Here is an 18,448-nt window from a genome sequence, read left to right as displayed (position 1 = left end):
TGACGCCAGTAATGGTGGCTTTAGCCCGGGTGTTCACCTCTTCCCATTCCGAACAGAGTCGTTAAGCCCCGGAGCGCCCATGGTACTGCCTTCACCGGCGGGAGAGTAGGTCGCCGCCAACCTTACTGACTGCTGAGCCGCTTTTCCCGCGTGCGTGCTGCGTCCCGGACCGAGTCCTCGGGGGATGCGCTGCCGAGGGGAGGAGCGGCTCAGTTGCGTTTTCAGCCCTTCTTGCCTCGCTACCTGATTGGTTGCCGATGCCAAGGGGCAGATGGGAAGAAGATAAAGAACGAAAAGGCCGAGCACATTTTACGCTCGGCCTTTTTGCGTGTAGAGCGGTGTCCAATTGCTATTCACAGATAACAAAGCAAATCAACCAATGCCACTAGCTAGTGTTTGCACCAGCTCAATAGAGGGATGACGGTGATAACCAGCAATACTTTTTACAGAAACATTCATAAAAGTAACCTTACAGCGATTGTGTAGTTTAACTCCCTTATGGATGCTGAACTATTATCTGCTGAGTTCATTCGCCATTTTGGTCACACTCCTCTATTGGTGCGTGCCCCAGGGCGGGTAAATCTAATTGGTGAGCATACGGATTATAATCTGGGGTTCGTCATGCCGGGAGCTATAAATCGAGCAGTCTATTTCGCTATTGCTTTGAATCAGCGGCAAGACGCGCGATTAATAGCGTATGATGAACAGCAGGATAGGTTAACAATTACGCTTTCATCAATTACTGTAGGTGAGAAGCAATGGGCTAATTATCTATTAGGAGTAATAGCACAGTTTCAGCAGCGAGGTCTCCAAGTGCCAGGCTTTGATTGCATTTTTGGCGGCGATATACCTTTAGGCGCAGGGCTCTCTTCATCTGCTGCACTTTGTTGTGGGCTTGCTTTCGCGCTAAATCATTTGTTGAAGAGTGGCCTAGACCGGCTCACATTAGCCCAGATAGCTCAAGGGGCTGAACATGCTTATGCTGGCGTGCGCACAGGGCTTATGGATCAGTTCGCCAGTTTGTTCGGGCAAGCAGGGCACGTAGTTCGTCTTGATTGCCGCTCCTTGGTCTATGATTATTTTCCGTTTGATACTGCGTCGAGCCACATTGTGTTATGCAATTCGGGTGTAAAACATTCCTTGGCTAGTTCAGAATACAATACCCGTCGCTATGAGTGCGAACAGGGCGTAGCGATATTAAAACAGCGCTATCCAGAAGTTGCGAGCTTACGTGATGTGACGTTGGCACAACTTCAAGCCCTTGGTCATGAACTAGGGCCGGTGGTATATAAACGTTGCCGCTACGTAGTAGAGGAGAACCAACGAGTAGAGGCTGCAACGCAAGCGTTGAACAATGGAGATTTAGATGCTGTAGGCCTATTAATGTATGCTTCTCATGCTGGTCTGCGTGATGAGTATGAGGTCAGTTGTCGTGAACTAGATGTATTAGTCGAAGCTGCCCAATCCTTGCCAGGAGTTTTTGGTGCCCGCATGATGGGGGGCGGCTTTGGAGGATGTACTATCAACTTGGTGGCGCCTGAGCACGTGCCTGCTTTTGAAAAAGCTATGAAAGAGGCCTACCAACGGGAGCTAGGCTTACCGCTAGAAACTTATCATACCGTTCTAGTAGACGGCGTTTCACTTGTTGACCTTGATTCACTAGCCTAGATAAAACAGCGCAATGTCAGATACGCCTAGCCTCTTTGATCCAACTGAACAATCGCACCGCCGTTATAATCCGCTGTTAGGGCAGTGGCTATTAGTCTCACCACACCGCTCTAAGCGCCCTTGGCAAGGCCAACAGGAAAAACCGGAAGTTGAAAAGCGTCCGCCCTACGACCCTACATGTTACCTATGCCCCGGGAATAGCCGCGCTGGTGGGGTGCAGAACCCGAAGTACACCAGCACATTTGTGTTTGACAATGATTTTGCTGCTTTGCAGGCTACTGTACCAGTAGGGAGCGTGAATATCCGCGGACTACTTCGTGCTGAAGCAGAATCGGGGGTTGCTCGGGTAATTTGTTTTTCCCCACGTCATGACCTGACGCTGCCAGAAATGGAGGTAGCGGCAATTCGGGGAGTGGTAGATGTATGGATAGCACAGTTCCAGGAGCTGGGGTCACGGCCAGATATCAACTACGTACAGATCTTCGAGAATAAAGGCTCCATGATGGGGGCCAGCAATCCGCATCCACACGGGCAAATCTGGGCTCAGCGTACTGTGCCTGATGACCCAGCTCGGGAAACAGTCCACCAACAGGCCTATTGGACAGAGCATGGCCGCAGTTTGCTTACCGATTACCTAGACATTGAACTGGAAGAGCAAACGCGCTTGGTGTATCAGAATGAGCACTTTGTAGTGCTAGTGCCATACTGGGCAGTTTGGCCATTCGAAACACTACTCTTACCGCGCCGCCATGTGCAGGACCTCACGCAACTGACGAACGAGGAGAAGAATGCGCTGGCTGATGCGCTGCAGCAGTTAACCATTCGCTACGACAACCTGTTTCAGATGTCGTTCCCATACTCGGCAGGCCTCCACCAGCGCCCTACTGATGGGGAGGCTCACGAAAGCTGGCACCTGCATATGCACTTCTACCCACCACTTCTCCGCTCCGCCACGGTCCGCAAGTTTATGGTAGGCTATGAGCTGCTTGCAAATCCTCAGCGCGACATTACGCCGGAAGTAGCGGCCCAGCGCCTGCGGGAGCTGCCTAGTATTCATTACAAAAACACGCAGCCGCAATAAGGCCGCTCAGTATATTCACGTTTTCCTATTCAGCTGCTGGGCTGTGGCCTAGTCTTGAAACCTACATCTGATGAACGCAACGCCGACTACATTCTCGTTTGGCATGATTGGCCTGGGCACCATGGGCCGCAACCTGCTATTAAATCTGGCAGATCATTCGGTAGCCGTAGCCGGTTACGACAAAGACGCCAGTAAGCTAAGCTTGCTAACTGAGGAGGGCGCCGGTAAACCCGTTAAGGGCTTTGCTGAGTTGTCACAATTTGTGCAGAGCCTAAGTACTCCCCGGGCCATTATGATGCTGGTGCCTGCGGGGTCCATTGTAGATAGCGTAATTGAAGAGCTAAAGCCACTGTTAGCCGCTGGCGACATTATCATTGACGGTGGTAACTCGCATTTCACCGACACTACCCGCCGAGCTGAGGCTCTCTCAACCGCTGGCTTTCACTTCTTCGGAATGGGTATATCGGGAGGTGAAGAAGGAGCCCGTTTTGGTCCAAGCATGATGCCAGGCGGTGACAAGCATGCATATCAGACCCTGCAGCCCTTGTTTGAGGCCATTGCTGCGCAAGTAGATGGCCAGCCCTGCGTGGCCTACATGGGCCCCGGTGCCGCCGGGCACTTTGTAAAGATGGTGCACAATGGCATCGAATATGGTCTTATGCAGCTCATTGCGGAAACCTACGACGTAATGAAGCGTGGCCTAGGCCTCAACAACGAAGCCATAGGCCAAGTGTTTGAACGCTGGAATGAAGGACGGCTGCAGTCGTTCTTGCTAGACATCACGAAAGACATCTTCCGCTTCCAGGCACCCAACACTGACCATCTGCTGCTAGACGACATCAAAGATGAGGCTCGCTCAAAAGGCACTGGCAAGTGGACCTCACAAGTTGCCATGGAGCTGGAGATGCCGATTCCAACCATAGATGCGGCCGTCTCGATGCGGGATCTTTCCAAGTATAAGGCGCTACGTGAGCAGCTAGCTGATCTATACACTCCCGCACCGGCAGCCTTGCAGGTAGATACTGATACCTTCCTGCAAAGTCTGGAAGAGGCGTTTTATTTCAGCATGGCGATTACCTATGCTCAGGGGATGCAGTTGCTTGCGAAGGCCTCGCGGGATTATGGGTATGAACTACAGCTAGCTGATATAGCCCGCATCTGGCGCGGGGGCTGCATTATTCGGTCGGAATTCCTGAACCATATTTATTCCGCCTTCCAGCAGGCACCTGGCCTAGAGCACTTACTTCTCGACAAGCAGGTGCAGTTGGTAGTAAGTCAAGCTGCCACAGGTGCCCGGACAGTAGTAGCTGCTGCGGTTACGGCTGGGCTAGGAATCCCGGCTTATGCATCGGCAGTGGGGTATTTTGATTCGTTGCGCAGTGGCCGGTTGCCCTCCAACCTGATTCAGGCGCAACGCGATTATTTCGGAGCGCACACGTATGAGTTGATTGGCAAGGAAGGGGTATTCCACACGCAATGGACTCCAGACCACGAGGATGCTTCCAATAAGCAAGACGCTCAGGTAGAAGAGAAAAGCCAAGGGAAGCAGCCGGTTATTCCGAACAAGTAGCCTAGTTTCTCTCATTCGTATTCGTAAAGCAAGTCATAGGCATGAGTAGCCATAAAAATATCCAGCCCACTGTTTTTGTCATCTTTGGCGGCACTGGGGATCTAAACGCGCGTAAACTGGCGCCCGCCCTGTATCATTTGTTCATGGATGGGTGGCTGCCCGAGCAGTTTGCCATCATCGGAACCGGTCGCACCGCTCTGACTGACAAAGCCTTTCGGGACCGACTGCTGGAAGGAATTAATCAGTTTTCGCGCAGCGGTAAGGCAAACCCTGATACCTGGGAAGCATTTGCCAACCATGTAGTGTATCAGGCAGCCGATGTGCAGGACGCGGCGGCTTACGAACCATTTGCCCGTCGTATTCAAGACTATGGGAAGGAATGGGGCAGCCAGCCCAATGTGATTTACTACCTGGCAGTAGCTCCCGACTTCTTTCCGGTTATTGCCCAGAATATCGCGAAGAGCAAGCTGTCGGCTGACCCAAAGCGTACGCGCATCGTGATTGAAAAGCCCTTTGGGCATGATCTGGATTCGGCGAAGGAGCTCAACCAGCTGCTAGGCCAGATTTTCACGGAGGAGCAGATCTACCGCATCGACCACTATTTGGGCAAGGAGACCGTGCAGAATATCATGGCATTCCGGTTTGCCAATGCACTGTTCGAGCCCCTGTGGAATCGCAACTACATCGACCACGTGCAGATTTCCGTGACGGAGCAGCTGGGAGTAGGAGACCGGGGCGGTTATTACAACGGGGCCGGCGCCCTGCGCGACATGATTCAGAACCACCTGTTGCAGCTGCTGTGCCTAGTGGCCATGGAGCCGCCCGTGAATTTCAATGCCGATGAAGTACGTAACCGCAAAGTAGATGTACTGCGTGCTATGCGCCGGTTTACGCCCGAAACAGTGCGGGAGTCGGCAGTGCGTGGACAGTACGGGGCTGGTTGGATGGAAGGCAAGAAAGTGCCCGGCTACCGCGACGAAGTGGAGTCGAAGCCACCTTCTAACACCGAAACGTTTGCGGCCGTGAAGTTCTTCGTGGACAACTGGCGTTGGCAGAATGTGCCTTTCTACCTGCGCACAGGCAAGCGCATGCACCGTTCGGCTTCCAGCATTACGGTGCAGTTCAAGGATGTGCCCCACTGCGTGTTTCCAACGGAAACGGCAGAAAGCTGGCAGCAAAACCGGCTCATCATCAGCATCCAGCCCGAAATGAGCATCCGTCTGCAGGTGCAGGCCAAGCGCCCTGGTCTAGACATGATGCTCAACACCGTGGACATGGTCTTTGATTACAAAGGCACCTACTCCAACCAGGCACCAGAGGCTTACGAAACGCTTTTGCTAGATACCATGCTGGGCGACCAGACGCTGTTTATGCGTGGTGACCAGGTTGAAGCGGCGTGGGACCTGATCATGCCCATCCTTAACTCTTGGGAAGGGCGGGCCAGCCAGAGCTTCCCCAACTACTCCGCCGATTCATGGGGGCCAGAAGTAGCCGAAGCCCTGATTGCCCGCGATGGGTACCACTGGTTTACGCTCCCGCTCAATGGAAAAAAATAACCTCCCAGAGCTCCACATTGCTGCTTCTAGCGAGGAAGTGCTGCGCCAAATGGCCGAATTTTTTCGGGATGCGGCCCTTCGGGCAGTAGCCGCGCAAGACCGGTTCAGCGTAGCCCTCTCCGGAGGCAACTCGCCACGTAAGCTGTTTGAACTGCTGGCATCGGCGGCGTACCGCGACCAATTGCCGTGGGAGAAAGGCGCTTTCTTCTTCGGCGATGAGCGGAATGTTCCGCATGATGACCCCGAGAGCAACTACGGCATGGCGAAGGCGGCACTGCTAGACCCGCTGGGCATTAAGCCGGAACAAGTATTTGCGGTGAATACGGCCCTGCCTCCGGAGCAGGCAGCAGAACAGTATACCCAGGACATTGAGCAGTTTTTTGCCCCTTATACAGCCCGGTTCGATCTGGTACTGCTAGGCCTCGGCGACAACTCGCATACGGCGTCGTTATTCCCCCATACGCCCGTGCTGCATACTACCGAAGCCAACGTACAAGCTGTGTTTGTAGAAGAAAAGCAGGCCTACCGCATCACCTTCACTGCTCCCCTTATCAATCAGGCGCGGGCAGTGGCTTTCTTGGTATATGGGGGCGATAAGGCGCTGGCAGTAAAGCGGGTCTTGACGGAGGACCGGCAGATTGAAGAGTATCCAGCGCAGTTGATTGCTCCTACCAGCGGCAATGTTCACTGGTTTATGGATCAGGCCGCCGCGGCCGAGCTAGGCCAGTTGGGAGCAACTACCGCTGACTAACTCCTAGGGGAGTTCTGCAAAGCCAGTGGCGGGTACCGGCCCAATGCCAGGCCTAGCTACCATGACCTGCTCCCCCTGTGTAACCAGGGCCGCCCGAGCCAGGCCTAGGAACAAGCCGTGCTCTACCACGCCCGGAATTGTTTGTAGCTGCGTGGCTAGTTGGGCAGGATCAGAGATTTGGTTGAAGTGGCAGTCTACTAGTAGATTGCCCTGGTCAGAGCGAGCGGGTTCTTGAGGATTCTGCCTATTATGGCGTAAGACTGGGGGCCCGCCTAACTCGGCCACGGCATCCAACACCCACGGTAGGGCAAACGGTACTACCTCTAGCGGTAGTGGAAACTGGCCTAGCTGAGGTACCAGCTTTGAAGAGTCGGCGATGATAAGCAGATACTCCGAGGCGGTGGCAAGTATTTTTTCCCGTAGAAGTGCACCGCCGCCGCCTTTTATAAGCCGGAGCTGCGGGTCCAGTTCATCAGCTCCATCCACAGTTAAATCAAACCGCAGGCCGCGCCGAGGCTCCAGCAAAGGAATGCCCAGTTCACGGGCCTGGGCTTCGCTGGCTTGGGAGGTAGCTGTAGCCTGCACCCGTAGCTGCCCGTTACGGACGGCTTCCCCGAGAAGTGTGATGAAGTGGGCGGCAGTGCTGCCGGTGCCTAGGCCTAGTATCATACCGTCGCGCACCCAGCGCAGAGCAGCGGCCGCAGCCAGTTGTTTTTCTTGATTTAGCTGATTGGAGGCGGAAGCAGGAGGTAACATCTGAATCAGGTAAGATGAATGAGGCCTACAAAACACAGTCCCCGCACTATCTACTGATAATGCGGGGACTGTGTTTTGTAGGCCTGTCCGTTGCAAGCAACTGCGGGTCGGCTGGTCTAGCGAATCAAGGGGGCCACGCGGGTGCCGAGAAGCTCGATAGACTCCATCAGTTTTTGGTGAGGCAAAGTGGCTACATCCATCTGAAACGTAACCCGTGAGATACCGCCCAGTGCCTCGCTGTGCCGTAGAATCTTGGCTGCTACTTCTTCCGGGCTGCCCACCAAAAGGGCACCCAATGGGCCCGTCTGAGCCATAAACTGACCCCGCGTGACGGGGGCGCCACCCCGTTCGCGGGCTCGGCTGCTGAAGGTTTGGGCATAGCCAGGGTAGAATTCCTCTAAGGCTTGCTCCGTGGTTTCAGCCACGTACCCCAGCGAGTGGAGGCCTACCTGCAGCTGCTCCGGCGAGTAGCCAGCTTGCTTACCGGCATTTCGGTACAAATCAATTAAAGGGCGGAAGCGGTGTGTGTCGCCGCCAATGATGGCCACCATCAGCGGTAAGCCCAGCATACCAGCCCGAACAAAGGATTGAGGCGTGCCGCCCACGCCAAGCCATATGGGGAGCTGGGGTTGCATAGGCCTAGGGTAGATGCCTTGCCCAGTGAGAGCCGGCCGGAATTTGCCATTCCAATGCACGCGCTCCTGGTCGCGAATGGTTAACAGGAGATTCAATTTCTCAGTGAACAGCGCATCATAATCATCCAAGTCGAAGCCAAAGAGGGGGAAGGCTTCGATGGATGAGCCCCGGCCTACCACCATTTCAGCCCGGCCCTGCGAGACGAGGTCGAGGGTAGCAAACTCCTGAAATACCCGCACGGGATCAGCAGCGCTGAGTACGGTCACGGCACTGGTTAGGCGAATCTGTTTGGTGCGGGCAGCGGCGGCGGCCAGAATAACGGCCGTAGCGGAGTCGAGATACTCCACGCGGTGATGCTCGCCGATGCCAAACACGTCGAGCCCAACCTGGTCGGCTCGCTCAATGCGGTCGAGCAACTGGCTTATTGCTTCCGCGCCACTAAGGGCAGTGCCGTTGTTCTGAAGAGCAGCAGCGAAACTATCTATTCCAATTTGCATACAGTTCTGGTTTTATAGAGGGGGCTGCCTAGTGCTAGCGGGCAGTATAGTGGTTAGCTGAGCAAGAGTAACTCTTGCATCGACTATGTAAAGGTACGGATAAATAATGTATGTACATATATTTGAGTTGTGGGCATGCTAGATGAGGCGTATAGAGTTTCCGGGCGAAGAGCTACTGGCCCAGTAGACGAGCGTAGGCTTTGACGATTCTACCAGACGAGCAGTTCTAGTAACAGCTTTGAGGCTTGATCAGTATAGGGAACATGCTTCGATCTGTACTTCAGTTAGTGCCCGCCACACCTAACCAAGCCGAGAACCTGACCATCCTACAGTCCTTGCCTTCTGAGAAGTTACCCGCGCTCGATCCGTTTCTGTTGCTTCATCATATTGGGCCCGAGGAGTTCCCGCCTGGCAACCAGGGCCTGCCATTTGGTCCGCACCCGCACCGGGGCTTTGAAACCGTAACGCTGGTGCTCGCCGGGGAAGTGATGCACCAGGATAGCCGGGGCAACAAAGGGACGGTAGGAGCCGGAGGTGTACAGTGGATGACGGCCGCCCGGGGAATTATCCACTCAGAAAATACCACCCGGGAGTTTCGGCGGGAAGGTGGCACCCTAGAACTGCTACAACTATGGGTGAATCTGCCTGCCGCTCGCAAAATGGAGCAGCCTAGTTACCAGAATCTGCCCGCGGAGGCACTGCCGACAATGGAACTAGATGGAGGCTGGTGCCTGCTGACGGCTATAGCCGGCCACTGGGAAGGGGTGCGTGGGCCGGTGCGCTCGTTATTACCTGGCCTACGGCTGGCCCTTGTGCGGCTGGCTGCGTTGGGAACTTATGCAGTTGAGGTGAGCTCAGAGCATACTATTCTGCTGTATGTAGTGCGCGGCCAAGTATCCGTAAACGGCACTGTTGTGCCCGCCCAAACCCAAGTGCAACTAAGTTCTGTAGGCACCGGTCTGCACCTGCGCGCCGAAACAGAGTCGTTGGTTCTCTTGGCTAGTGCTCCGCCCTTAAATGAGCCTGTGGTGCAGCAGGGGCCTTATGTAATGAACACTACCTCTCAAATTATGGAGGCCATGCGCGACTATCAGATGGGGCGCATGGGCGTGTATATTGAGGAGTAGTGGCCTAGAGCTTAATTTGGATCAGTTGGATAAGTTGAGGTAGCTCCCGCGCAGATTGTAACTCCGAGGCCGTCAGAAACGGTTGCCACGCTAGGCCACTTTGTCGACGGAAAACAGCGGGCAACGCATACCGCGTCAGGTCCGGATGTTGACGAGGCAGCTCATCGCGGTGCAGGAAAGTGGTGCGCGCGGGTAAGTTCTTCAGAAACTCTCGCCACTCCAGGCGCATGGTAGCGGCACCATAGGTAAGCGCACATAGAGAGCACGCGTAAGTAGACGGCGAAACCAGCTTGTGCACGGTATCCAAAAAACCATTGACCAACCCGGCATCGGCATTGTACACGAAGAGCAGCTCCGGGAGCTCAGAGGTTGTCATGGCCCTACTTTTTCAGGAAATCTTCAAACGATGCCTGCTCGTAGGCCTGCCCGAGCTGAAGTTGGACCTTGGGGAGGTTGCGGTTTTTCTTTAACACATGGCGAGCCACGTTATCGTAAGTGACGCTACCCTTGGGAGTCATTACTCCAAAGCCATCGGTGAAGCAGTAGAAGGCGAATCCTCCCGGCCAGGCAGATGGGGGTGGAGCTAGAAGGTCGCGGCTCCAGGCAAACTGCGTGCTGGGCAACCCCAGCTGGTGCAGCAAGGTAGCTGCCACATCAGTCTGACTACCATATGTTTCTACAGCTAGGCCACTGGTGGAAGGTCGCAGAGCACCGCCTGTCAGCAGCAGCGGAATCCGAAACTTGGCCGGTGCTTCATTGGGCGTATCGCCGGGCTGGGGGTGCCCATGGTCCGCAACGAGCACCACCAGGGTATTCTTCCACCAGGGCTGCTGGCGCGCCTGAGCCAAGAACTGGCCTAGCACATGATCAGTGTAATAGACGGAGTTGCGGAATTGGGCTCCCTCGCTGATACCGCGGAAGCGCGGGCGCATGGGCACATCAAAGGGCTCGTGGCTGCTCAGAGTAAAAGCCGTCACGAAAAAAGGCCGGCGCTGCTGAGGTAGCTCGCGTAGCATGCGGGTTAGCAGCACATGATCGTGGGCACCCCACTTAGAGTTTTGGTCCTTGGGCGCAAAATCGCCACGTTCCGTGAGGTGCGCATAGCCGGCAGTCATGAGGTAGCTTTTCATATTGGCGAAGGCTAGCTCCCCGCCGTGGTAATAAGCCGTGCTATAGCCTGAGCTCTTCAGCACCCTTGCCAAGTGAGGCAAGCGCTCCGTCTTGCGTGGGTATTTAATAATGCTGGTAGTAGGCTGGTTAGGATAGCCAGAAAGCAGGGCCACAAGTCCCTTTTGGCTACGGTCGCCGGCAGCGTAAATGTGGCGGAAGCTCACATCCGTACGCGCCAGGCTATCAAGTGTTGGCGTAACACCTCGCTCGCCACCTAGGTGGCCTACGAGCTTACCAGTAAAGCTTTCAAGAATAATGAAAACGATATTTGGCTTCTGAGTGAGCAAAAGCTGCACTGTGTCAGGCGAAGGCTGGTACAGGTCGGCCACAATCCGGTGAGCCGTAGAATCGGCAACGAACTGGTAAGGGTTGGGACCAGCGTTTTGCAAAAGCAGCGAGTTGGTCACATTCCAGAGCACGTTAACCGCTGCGTGGTTAGCGAAGGGCTGCTCGGAGAAGTAAACGTCGCTTTGGTTAACCGGAATTTGCTGCACGCCTCCACGCATGGGCACTACCAGCAGCAGGATGTATAGGAATCCAGCCAAGCCAGCCCGTAGCTGGCTGAAAGTAGCAGGTAGCGCCGGCATGTGCCCTACTAACTGTTTATACAAAACCCAGCCCAGCAGTAGTAGGCCTACGAATAACCCAGTTAAGAGAAGGACAGGGGCACTACCCGCGGAGGCGGCCATTTCGCCAGGAGTGGCCAAGTATTGCAGGGGCGTAGCATCGAGCCGAAAGCCCCAGGCCCGGTATAGCTCTAGGTCGGCCACCGTGAAAAATGCGACTACAGTACCAGCCACAGCCGTAAAGAAACGAATCAGGCGCTCCAGCGGAAACCGTGACCCGGCTAGACTGCCCAGCACAAATAGGGAGAAGGGCACCACGCATAGGTAGGCCGTTGTAGAAGCATCAAGCCGGAGGCCATAACCAAAAATGCGCGGCCCCGTGTCACCCGGCAGCAGGCGGAACTTGGCGTAATGATAAAGCAGAAACAAGGCCTTAGCGGCCACGAAGTACGTCAGCCAAAACAAAAAGTACCGTGGCTGAAACGCGAAGCGGGTTTTCACAAAGGCAAAGGTAACGGAACCAACGCCGGGGTTGCTTATCGGAGCTGATGATCTAGCAAGCTAGTCTTTCTTGCATGAGAACTTGACCAGAACTCAATAAAATAGTAACAAAGCAATCGTTTTCGGTGAATATACCCGAGAAATAATGGGGGTTTAGGGAGAAAAGAGTGACTTTAATCGAAAAACCCCTGTATCTTGAAGGGGGGTGTTTGGAAAAATCTAGTGTAGAACTCTACCTTTGCTCCAGATCTCCATTTGAATTGTTCACGTTACTCATTGCATGGCAACTCTTCGCTTTAAAGCTTTAGAAATAGTAGATCAGCGGCAGCCGGTGGCTGTTGCTATTTCTGGGGAGCGTCGCTCCGACTCATTCGGTAAGAATGTATTCAACCTCGACGCCATGCGGGCCACCATGCCCGGTGAATATTTCAAAAAGCTGCAAGCTGCTATCAAGCAAGGCTCACCCGTAGAGCGTAGCGTAGCCGACGCGGTAGCTTCGGCTATGAAGACCTGGGCGATGGCTAAAGGTGCCACGCACTATACGCACTGGTTCCAGCCCCTGACCGGTGCTACTGCTGAAAAGCACGATTCGTTCTTTGACCTGAACTCTGACGGTCGTCCGATTGAGAACTTCAAAGGCTCGGCGCTGGTACAGCAAGAGCCCGACGCTTCTTCATTCCCGAACGGTGGCATTCGCAACACGTTTGAGGCCCGTGGCTACACTGCTTGGGACCCCACGTCGCCTGCCTTCATCATTGAAACTGCTGGTGCTAAAACCTTGTGTATCCCCACTATTTTCGTGGCTTACACTGGTGAGGCGTTGGACTATAAAGCTCCGCTGCTTAAGTCGTTAGCTTCGCTGGAAAAAGCGGCGGTTGATGTGTGTCAGTACTTCGATAAAGATGTACAGCGCGTACATACTACGCTGGGTATTGAGCAGGAATATTTCTTGGTTGACAAGGCCCTGTATGTTGCTCGTCCTGACCTGATCATGACTGGCCGTACTCTGTTCGGTCACTCGCCGGCCAAAGGTCAGCAGTTGGAAGACCACTACTTCGGTTCTATTCCGGCTCGTGTACATGCCTTCATGCTCGACTTCGAAGAGGAGTCGAACAAGCTGGGTATTCCATTGCGCACTCGCCACAACGAGGTAGCTCCACACCAGTTTGAGTGCGCGCCTACCTTCGAAGATGCTAACTTGGCTGTTGACCACAACCAGCTCCTGATGGACATTATGGAGCGTGTGGCTGACAAGCACAATTTCAAAGTGCTGTTGCACGAGAAGCCTTTCGCGGGCGTAAATGGCTCGGGCAAGCACAACAACTGGGCGATGAGCACCGACACGGGCGTAAACCTGCTAGCTCCTGGTCGCCGGCCCAAAGAGAACCTCCAGTTCCTGGCGTTCTTCATCACCACTATTAAAGCCGTACACCGTTATGGCAATCTGCTGCGCGCCAGCATTGCCTCTGCTTCAAATGATCACCGCCTAGGGGCCAATGAAGCACCACCCGCTATCATGTCGGTATTCGTGGGTTCTATGCTCGACTCCGTACTGGACGAGTTGGAGCGCACCGCCAAAGTGCCGCTTGATAAAGGTGATAATATCTACTTGAAGCTGGGTATCGACAAAATTCCGGCCATCCTACTCGACAACACCGACCGTAACCGCACGTCGCCCTTCGCTTTCACTGGAAACAAATTTGAGTTCCGGGCTGTTGGCTCATCGGCTAACAGTTCTTCGGCCATGACTACGCTCAACGCTATCGTGGCAGAGCAACTCATCGACTTTAAACAGTCGGTGGATGCACTGATCGAGCAGGGCAAGAAGAAGGAAGTAGCTATTGTGGAAGTGCTGCGCGAATACGTGATTAGCTCCAAAAACATCCGTTTCGAGGGCAATGGCTATTCCGATGAATGGAAAGAAGAGGCTGCTGCGCGTGGTTTGGCAAACGTGCCAACTACACCACAGGCCTTAGATGCCCTAATTCAGGAAGACGCTTCCACACTGTTTGAGCGTCACCGCATTTTCTCACACGTGGAGCTGCACGCCCGCCACGAGATTCTGCTGGAGGACTACATCAAGAAAATTCAGATTGAAAGCCGCGTAATGGGTGATTTGGCCATCAACCATATCATTCCAACTGCGGTGGCCTACCAGACCAAACTGATCAACAACGTACGTGGCCTGCGTGAGCTGGGCCTCGACGATGAGAACTCTCAGGTAACGGTAGATACTATCAAAGCCATTTCGCGACACATCAGCATCATCAAAACCAACGTGGATGAGATGGTGAACAGCCGCAAAGTTGCCAACAAGATTGATGATACACGCGAGCGGGCTATTGCCTACTGCGATAACGTCAAAGGACATTTCGACACCATCCGCCGCTCTGTTGATAAATTGGAGCTGATGGTGTCCGATGAGGACTGGCCCCTGGTAAAGTACCGCGAACTTTTGTTCCGGCACTAAGTCCAGAGTCAGAGTCGCGCCGGAGTTGGGTGGGAATTTTCTCCGCGCCGCGATTTCAAAAAAGCCGTTTCCGGGTGGGGACGGCTTTTTTTTGTGCCATGAACTCGCAGTATGTCATCACGCTGATGGCGTTGCTCGGCAAAAAGACGGTGCTCTACAAAGAGGCTATTACGCTGCAGAAAATGCTAGCTGTGACGGAAATTGCCATGAGCGTGCCCAAGCAGTGGGCGATTAGGCGCCAGCACAAGCCGCTCTGAACTGGATAAGCTGGTGACCATGCTCCGGCTTGGCGACTGCGTCATGGTGAACTGGCTCTCGCGCCTCGGCCGTAACACGGCTCACTTCACCCAACTCATTGCCGACTTCAGCAAGAATGATATCCGCTTCGTGGCGCTGGACCTGGGCATCGACACCAACTCACCAACTGTTCGTATGGTGCTCTCCGTTTTCACGGCCTTGGCGGAGTTTGAGCGCGAGAGTAATAGGCAGCAGCGTCAAGCCGGTATTGGGCTAGCCAAGGCCCAGGGTAAGCATATGGGCCGGCCGACAAGTGTGGATTAGGAACGGCTTAAAAAAGAAAGACCTCCCTTGCGGCAGGTCGTTCCGTGCACTAGATGTGTAAGTAGTGGGAATTAGTGAGAGCACTGTAAAATGCTACAAGCAACTACTCAGTCATTAGCCGTTCACTTCCAGTAACGCTATTGCACCCTCTTGTATTCAAGCCGAGGACCATCACAGGCCTCCCACGTATTACGAAGAGTATCACTTGCTGTCAACACAAGGTCCTCCCGTAGTGACCGTGAGTAACACGTGCCAATCAGCTCGCTGGCCGCGCTGTAGGTGAGAATGGTATAAGGTTTACCGCCGTAAGGACGCACAGAAAACGTACCGCTCGCCTCAATCGTCTGATCGCCTTTTTGGCGCGTTTTGGTAAAAGTGCTATCGGCTTGGAAGACGTACTTTTCTTGATAAGGTAGTTCTGCACCCGTCCAGACCTTGTTTGTCCAAGATGACGTTGATTTAACCAACTGCCACGTTTGGGGATACGCACCAACCTGTACCTCTGCCGAGTCATCTTTTTGGCAGGAAGCTAGCGAAACTAGGGCGAGGAAAGGAACCAGTATATGTTTCATCACAAATAAATTATAGGTGTATATAGTAGAGCCCTTAGAGGATGAATTGGTTGCAATAGCGGAGCAAAAAGTTGAGTCTAAAGATTAACACCCGCCCCCAATTCTATAAAAAGGGCGTTTACAACCTAAAATCGAAGATTAGTAGCTTTAGGGTGAGAAGCGTTTTTGCTTATTTATTCTTTATCTATTCGTACTCCTCATTTCAGTAAATGATAAGTAAAATATTCACTAAATACACTAGTTAGTTTTTGCTAAAAATATTGGCGATTATATACTTATGCTATGACTAGTAGTTCTAGCTATGGGTAATGTTGTCTTTTACCTATTGCGCATAAGCCCTTGTGGCTGGGTCGGCGCAGCAGGTCGCGGATGATGATGACAGCTACGTAGGCATCTACTAAGTTGATAGTTGAGCCCATTAGGCTACGAAATGAAACCTAGTAAGGCAATTCATTTACATAGCTGAAAATGGTGCTGGCGAACAACAAGAGGAAGACGATCTTAGCCAACCAGTAGCCTTTACGAATTCTTAAGCCGATGCTAAATAGCAGGGTAGCCATAAGAATAACCGTAAGTGCGACTTTAGCTATTGCTTAACTACCGGCTTCGAGTACTGATATCTGGTCTATAAATGCGCCAACATTGCCTACTGAGCTGCTTATGAAGTACAGATTCGACGCTCTGACGTCGTTTTTGCGAACGGTAACTGCCATATCACTTCGGACTAGTTATCTGCCTCGCAACAACACGAGCAATTCTTCCTTAGCTGGAACAAAAGCATCCTTAGTAGGCATGTTCTCCCATGGCAGCTCTCAAGGGAGTCAGCTTAGCGGGTGAAGTATTGATCTATGATGGCTGATGTACCGGCCCGAGGCGCATATTGCTGCAAGTGCAAGCTGCTGGGCTTGAGGTTAATAATGCTGGTGCGGCTCGTGATGGAGCCACTAGCTAGTGGGACTGTGATGAGCAGAGTATCGCCGCGGCGGACATAGGAAAAGGTGTTGGTGCCCTGTGCCGTGTTGAATTTATATTCGTTCGGAGTAATGGTTAGAGTCTGTACGCCAGCTGGATAATTTATGTCCTGTATAAACCGTTGCGTCGTGCAGTTACTGCAGGGAACGTACTCTGTCATACGCGTCTGCACCCAAATACCCTCCAACGAAGGTGTTGGCTTGGGGACTTCCTTCGTTGAGCAGGCCGCAGCCACCAAGAGTAGCAGGCTTAGCAAGAGGGAGTGTAAATAGCGGGGCATAGAAATTAGTTGGGATGGTTATGCTGTCCACGCAGCGTCAGCATTTCCTCCTTGGCTGCAATCAGATCGTCCTGGGCCGCAACCAGCGCCTTTGGTTGCTCAATCTTATCGTAGGCCACTTGCAAATCGTTCTCACAGTCTGATAGGTAACCTCCGCGCTTAGTATCTACTATTTGAACCTCTTCAGTCGCATTAAGAAACATCTCGCCCTGGCCTAGAAAGAGCCAAATAGGGTTTACGTTTTTAATTGTACAATTGGGATTGGCTATCATTAACTGCTGTGATTTAGTATTAGTACCTGCAACTCCCACCACTGCAAAATATGCGTCTTGTACAGAAGGAGCTCAAATTACAGCGCAACGTAATACTCGGAATCATCTGGCAGCAGGTCCGCTAGGCCAGTTAGCGTCGTTGCCCGCGCCATAGCTGATGCAGCAGCGTCAGGCCCTCCAGCACAAGTTCCCGTTCCTGCTCCCAGCGCCAATGAATGTGCGGAGAGGGCGTCAGGAGATCTAGTAGCTCCGCGCCTCGGTAAGGCAGCGTGGGATCTTGGTGTAAGTGGAAAAGTAGAAACTCCCGGGCTTGGGTTAGAGGGGCAGAGCTGCCCACGTCGCCGGCGCTGTGGTCTTCTTCCAGCTCCTGGCCGAGGGTTTGTAAGCGAGAAAGCAAGGCGTCAGTGGCCATCAATAAAGCAGGATAGATAGATTCAAATCTACTCTTTTTCGACTTTACCAAAGTAGAAATGCTCGAATTGTCACTAGTTATGGATCATCTTGTGGTGCAGGCAGTTGACGGCTGCCACAGGTAAGGGCAGCGCCAACAGGACCACGAGCAGGAGCTAGATTGGGTGTAGTAAAGCGCAGTTACTTAGCGGGCCGGCGCAGCATATAGTGAAAGAGGGTATTGTCGGGGCTTACGCCCAGCGGGAGGATTTCCCAGCCCTGGCTGGCCAGGTAGTTGAGTACTTCGGCCTGAGACTTCCAGAGCCGGTCCTTGCCCCGCTCATTTTGGACATACCACTGGCTACGGGAATGCGTAGGGTCGGTATCGATCAAGCGCCACTCTCGCGTATCCCATTTATTAATGCTAGCAGTTTCGTACTCGTAGGCCACTGCTGCGGGGGTAGTAGCCGCCGGAGCCTGCGCCCAAGATGCAAGAGGGGCTAGGCCAATAGCCAAGAGAAGCAAGAAAGGTAAGCGCTTCATAGAATACACAAATAGAGAATAATACAACAGAAACAACCTAGTTGCTGGGGCTGCAACTGCCTGGCAAAGAATAACGCTAAAGAACTATTTGCTACAGGCCCAGGCGCGGGCCGTGGGCAAATCAGTGAAATGGCGAACCTCGATGGGTAGCGTGTCGAGGGGCGGGGAGTAGGCCTCCTCAATCAACTCCCGGTTAAGTAGGTCATCAGACTCGATGATGGCAAGGCGACGAACACCGCATTCGGCTAGGGCTGGCAGTACGTCGGTAGCCACCCATTCCAGATCAGCGGACTGCATAGGACCCAACTGCCGGTCATCGGCTATCCAGCACTCGGCTTGGTACTGGCGGGCCAAAGCCAGACCTTCCAGAACAGCCTCCCGAAAGGACTCGCTGCCACCATGGTCACTCCATCTAGCTTCTAAGGCCCGGCAGCCGATGTTGTGCAGATAAAAGCTTACGGAAGACAGAGCGGTGAGCAGGAGCATACAGTGGGAGAACCAGTAATTAA

General features: G+C 53.5%; 19 protein-coding genes and 1 rRNA gene. 10 read left to right on the top strand and 10 right to left on the bottom strand.

The genetic code is table 11. The annotated features are described in order from the left end of the window. Positions 1–10: 10 nt before the first annotated feature. The 6 genes from rrf to pgl all read left to right on the top strand — a co-directional run bounded on the left by rrf (position 11) and on the right by pgl (position 6,626). Positions 11–122: ribosomal RNA gene (rrf, locus tag EU557_RS24455) — 5S ribosomal RNA — on the top strand. Between the two features lie 376 nt (positions 123–498). Then, the gene (galK, locus tag EU557_RS24450; protein WP_135533072.1) at positions 499–1,668 is read left to right on the top strand and encodes a galactokinase; all 1,170 of its coding nucleotides are present in this window, start codon (positions 499–501) and stop codon (positions 1,666–1,668) included. Positions 1,669–1,681: 13 nt separating this feature from the next. Continuing rightward, positions 1,682–2,749 carry a UDP-glucose--hexose-1-phosphate uridylyltransferase gene (locus EU557_RS24445; RefSeq protein ID WP_135533071.1) on the top strand — a complete coding sequence of 356 codons (1,068 nt, stop codon included), beginning with the start codon at positions 1,682–1,684 and terminating at the stop codon, positions 2,747–2,749. A 70-nt stretch (positions 2,750–2,819) separates the two neighbouring features. Then, positions 2,820–4,319, top strand: coding sequence for an NADP-dependent phosphogluconate dehydrogenase (gndA, locus tag EU557_RS24440; RefSeq protein WP_135533070.1), 1,500 nt, complete (start codon positions 2,820–2,822; stop codon positions 4,317–4,319). A gap of 41 nt (positions 4,320–4,360) precedes the next feature. Further along, positions 4,361–5,875, top strand: coding sequence for a glucose-6-phosphate dehydrogenase (gene zwf / locus EU557_RS24435; RefSeq protein WP_135533069.1), 1,515 nt, complete (start codon positions 4,361–4,363; stop codon positions 5,873–5,875). After that, on the top strand, positions 5,862–6,626 hold the full coding sequence (gene pgl / locus EU557_RS24430; RefSeq protein ID WP_135533068.1) for a 6-phosphogluconolactonase: 765 nt from the start codon (positions 5,862–5,864) through the stop codon (positions 6,624–6,626). Before zwf ends, pgl begins: the two co-directional genes overlap by 14 nt. 3 nt (positions 6,627–6,629) lie before the next feature. On the opposite strand, the gene rpiA is transcribed toward pgl, so the two are convergent. Then, entirely contained in the window at positions 6,630–7,382 is a 753-nt protein-coding gene (gene rpiA, locus EU557_RS24425) for a ribose-5-phosphate isomerase RpiA (RefSeq protein WP_135533067.1), read from the bottom strand. Positions 7,383–7,498: 116 nt separating this feature from the next. After that, positions 7,499–8,515 (bottom strand): LLM class flavin-dependent oxidoreductase, encoded by a 1,017-nt coding sequence (locus tag EU557_RS24420; protein ID WP_135533066.1) that lies wholly within the window; start codon positions 8,513–8,515, stop codon positions 7,499–7,501. Between the two features lie 263 nt (positions 8,516–8,778). Here EU557_RS24420 and EU557_RS24415 point away from each other — a divergent pair, with 263 nt between their 5' ends. Continuing rightward, on the top strand, positions 8,779–9,642 hold the full coding sequence (locus tag EU557_RS24415) for a pirin family protein (protein ID WP_135533065.1): 864 nt from the start codon (positions 8,779–8,781) through the stop codon (positions 9,640–9,642). Positions 9,643–9,646: 4 nt separating this feature from the next. Here the strand turns inward: EU557_RS24415 and EU557_RS24410 are convergent, their stop codons facing one another. After that, the gene (locus tag EU557_RS24410; protein WP_135533064.1) at positions 9,647–10,018 is read right to left on the bottom strand and encodes a hypothetical protein; all 372 of its coding nucleotides are present in this window, start codon (positions 10,016–10,018) and stop codon (positions 9,647–9,649) included. Positions 10,019–10,022: 4 nt separating this feature from the next. After that, complete coding sequence (locus EU557_RS24405) at positions 10,023–11,879, bottom strand: LTA synthase family protein (RefSeq protein WP_135533063.1); 1,857 nt, start codon at positions 11,877–11,879, stop codon at positions 10,023–10,025. Between the two features lie 280 nt (positions 11,880–12,159). On the opposite strand from EU557_RS24405, the gene EU557_RS24400 reads away from it, so the two are divergent. The 3 genes from EU557_RS24400 to EU557_RS24395 all read left to right on the top strand — a co-directional run bounded on the left by EU557_RS24400 (position 12,160) and on the right by EU557_RS24395 (position 14,910). Next, complete coding sequence (locus EU557_RS24400; RefSeq protein WP_135533062.1) at positions 12,160–14,349, top strand: glutamine synthetase III family protein; 2,190 nt, start codon at positions 12,160–12,162, stop codon at positions 14,347–14,349. A gap of 98 nt (positions 14,350–14,447) precedes the next feature. Continuing rightward, positions 14,448–14,606 carry a hypothetical protein gene (locus EU557_RS25635; protein ID WP_167855353.1) on the top strand — a complete coding sequence of 53 codons (159 nt, stop codon included), beginning with the start codon at positions 14,448–14,450 and terminating at the stop codon, positions 14,604–14,606. Positions 14,607–14,625: 19 nt separating this feature from the next. Continuing rightward, entirely contained in the window at positions 14,626–14,910 is a 285-nt protein-coding gene (locus EU557_RS24395) for a recombinase family protein (protein ID WP_135533061.1), read from the top strand. Positions 14,911–15,047: 137 nt separating this feature from the next. Here the strand turns inward: EU557_RS24395 and EU557_RS24390 are convergent, their stop codons facing one another. The 6 genes from EU557_RS24390 to EU557_RS24365 all read right to left on the bottom strand — a co-directional run bounded on the left by EU557_RS24390 (position 15,048) and on the right by EU557_RS24365 (position 18,425). After that, positions 15,048–15,482 carry a hypothetical protein gene (locus EU557_RS24390; protein WP_135533060.1) on the bottom strand — a complete coding sequence of 145 codons (435 nt, stop codon included), beginning with the start codon at positions 15,480–15,482 and terminating at the stop codon, positions 15,048–15,050. An 826-nt stretch (positions 15,483–16,308) separates the two neighbouring features. Beyond that, on the bottom strand, positions 16,309–16,734 hold the full coding sequence (locus EU557_RS24385) for a hypothetical protein (protein WP_135533059.1): 426 nt from the start codon (positions 16,732–16,734) through the stop codon (positions 16,309–16,311). Between the two features lie 5 nt (positions 16,735–16,739). Continuing rightward, positions 16,740–17,006, bottom strand: a complete 267-nt coding sequence (locus EU557_RS24380; RefSeq protein WP_135533058.1) for a hypothetical protein — start codon at positions 17,004–17,006, stop codon at positions 16,740–16,742. Between the two features lie 130 nt (positions 17,007–17,136). Continuing rightward, positions 17,137–17,418 carry a hypothetical protein gene (locus tag EU557_RS24375; protein WP_135533057.1) on the bottom strand — a complete coding sequence of 94 codons (282 nt, stop codon included), beginning with the start codon at positions 17,416–17,418 and terminating at the stop codon, positions 17,137–17,139. A gap of 179 nt (positions 17,419–17,597) precedes the next feature. Then, positions 17,598–17,939, bottom strand: coding sequence for a hypothetical protein (locus tag EU557_RS24370; protein WP_135533056.1), 342 nt, complete (start codon positions 17,937–17,939; stop codon positions 17,598–17,600). Positions 17,940–18,023: 84 nt separating this feature from the next. After that, positions 18,024–18,425 carry a hypothetical protein gene (locus EU557_RS24365; protein ID WP_135533055.1) on the bottom strand — a complete coding sequence of 134 codons (402 nt, stop codon included), beginning with the start codon at positions 18,423–18,425 and terminating at the stop codon, positions 18,024–18,026. Positions 18,426–18,448: the final 23 nt, after the last annotated feature.

It is taken from the genome of Hymenobacter wooponensis, from assembly GCF_004745865.1.
Taxonomy (GTDB): domain Bacteria; phylum Bacteroidota; class Bacteroidia; order Cytophagales; family Hymenobacteraceae; genus Hymenobacter; species Hymenobacter wooponensis.
This window is presented reverse-complemented; position numbering and strand designations above follow the sequence as displayed.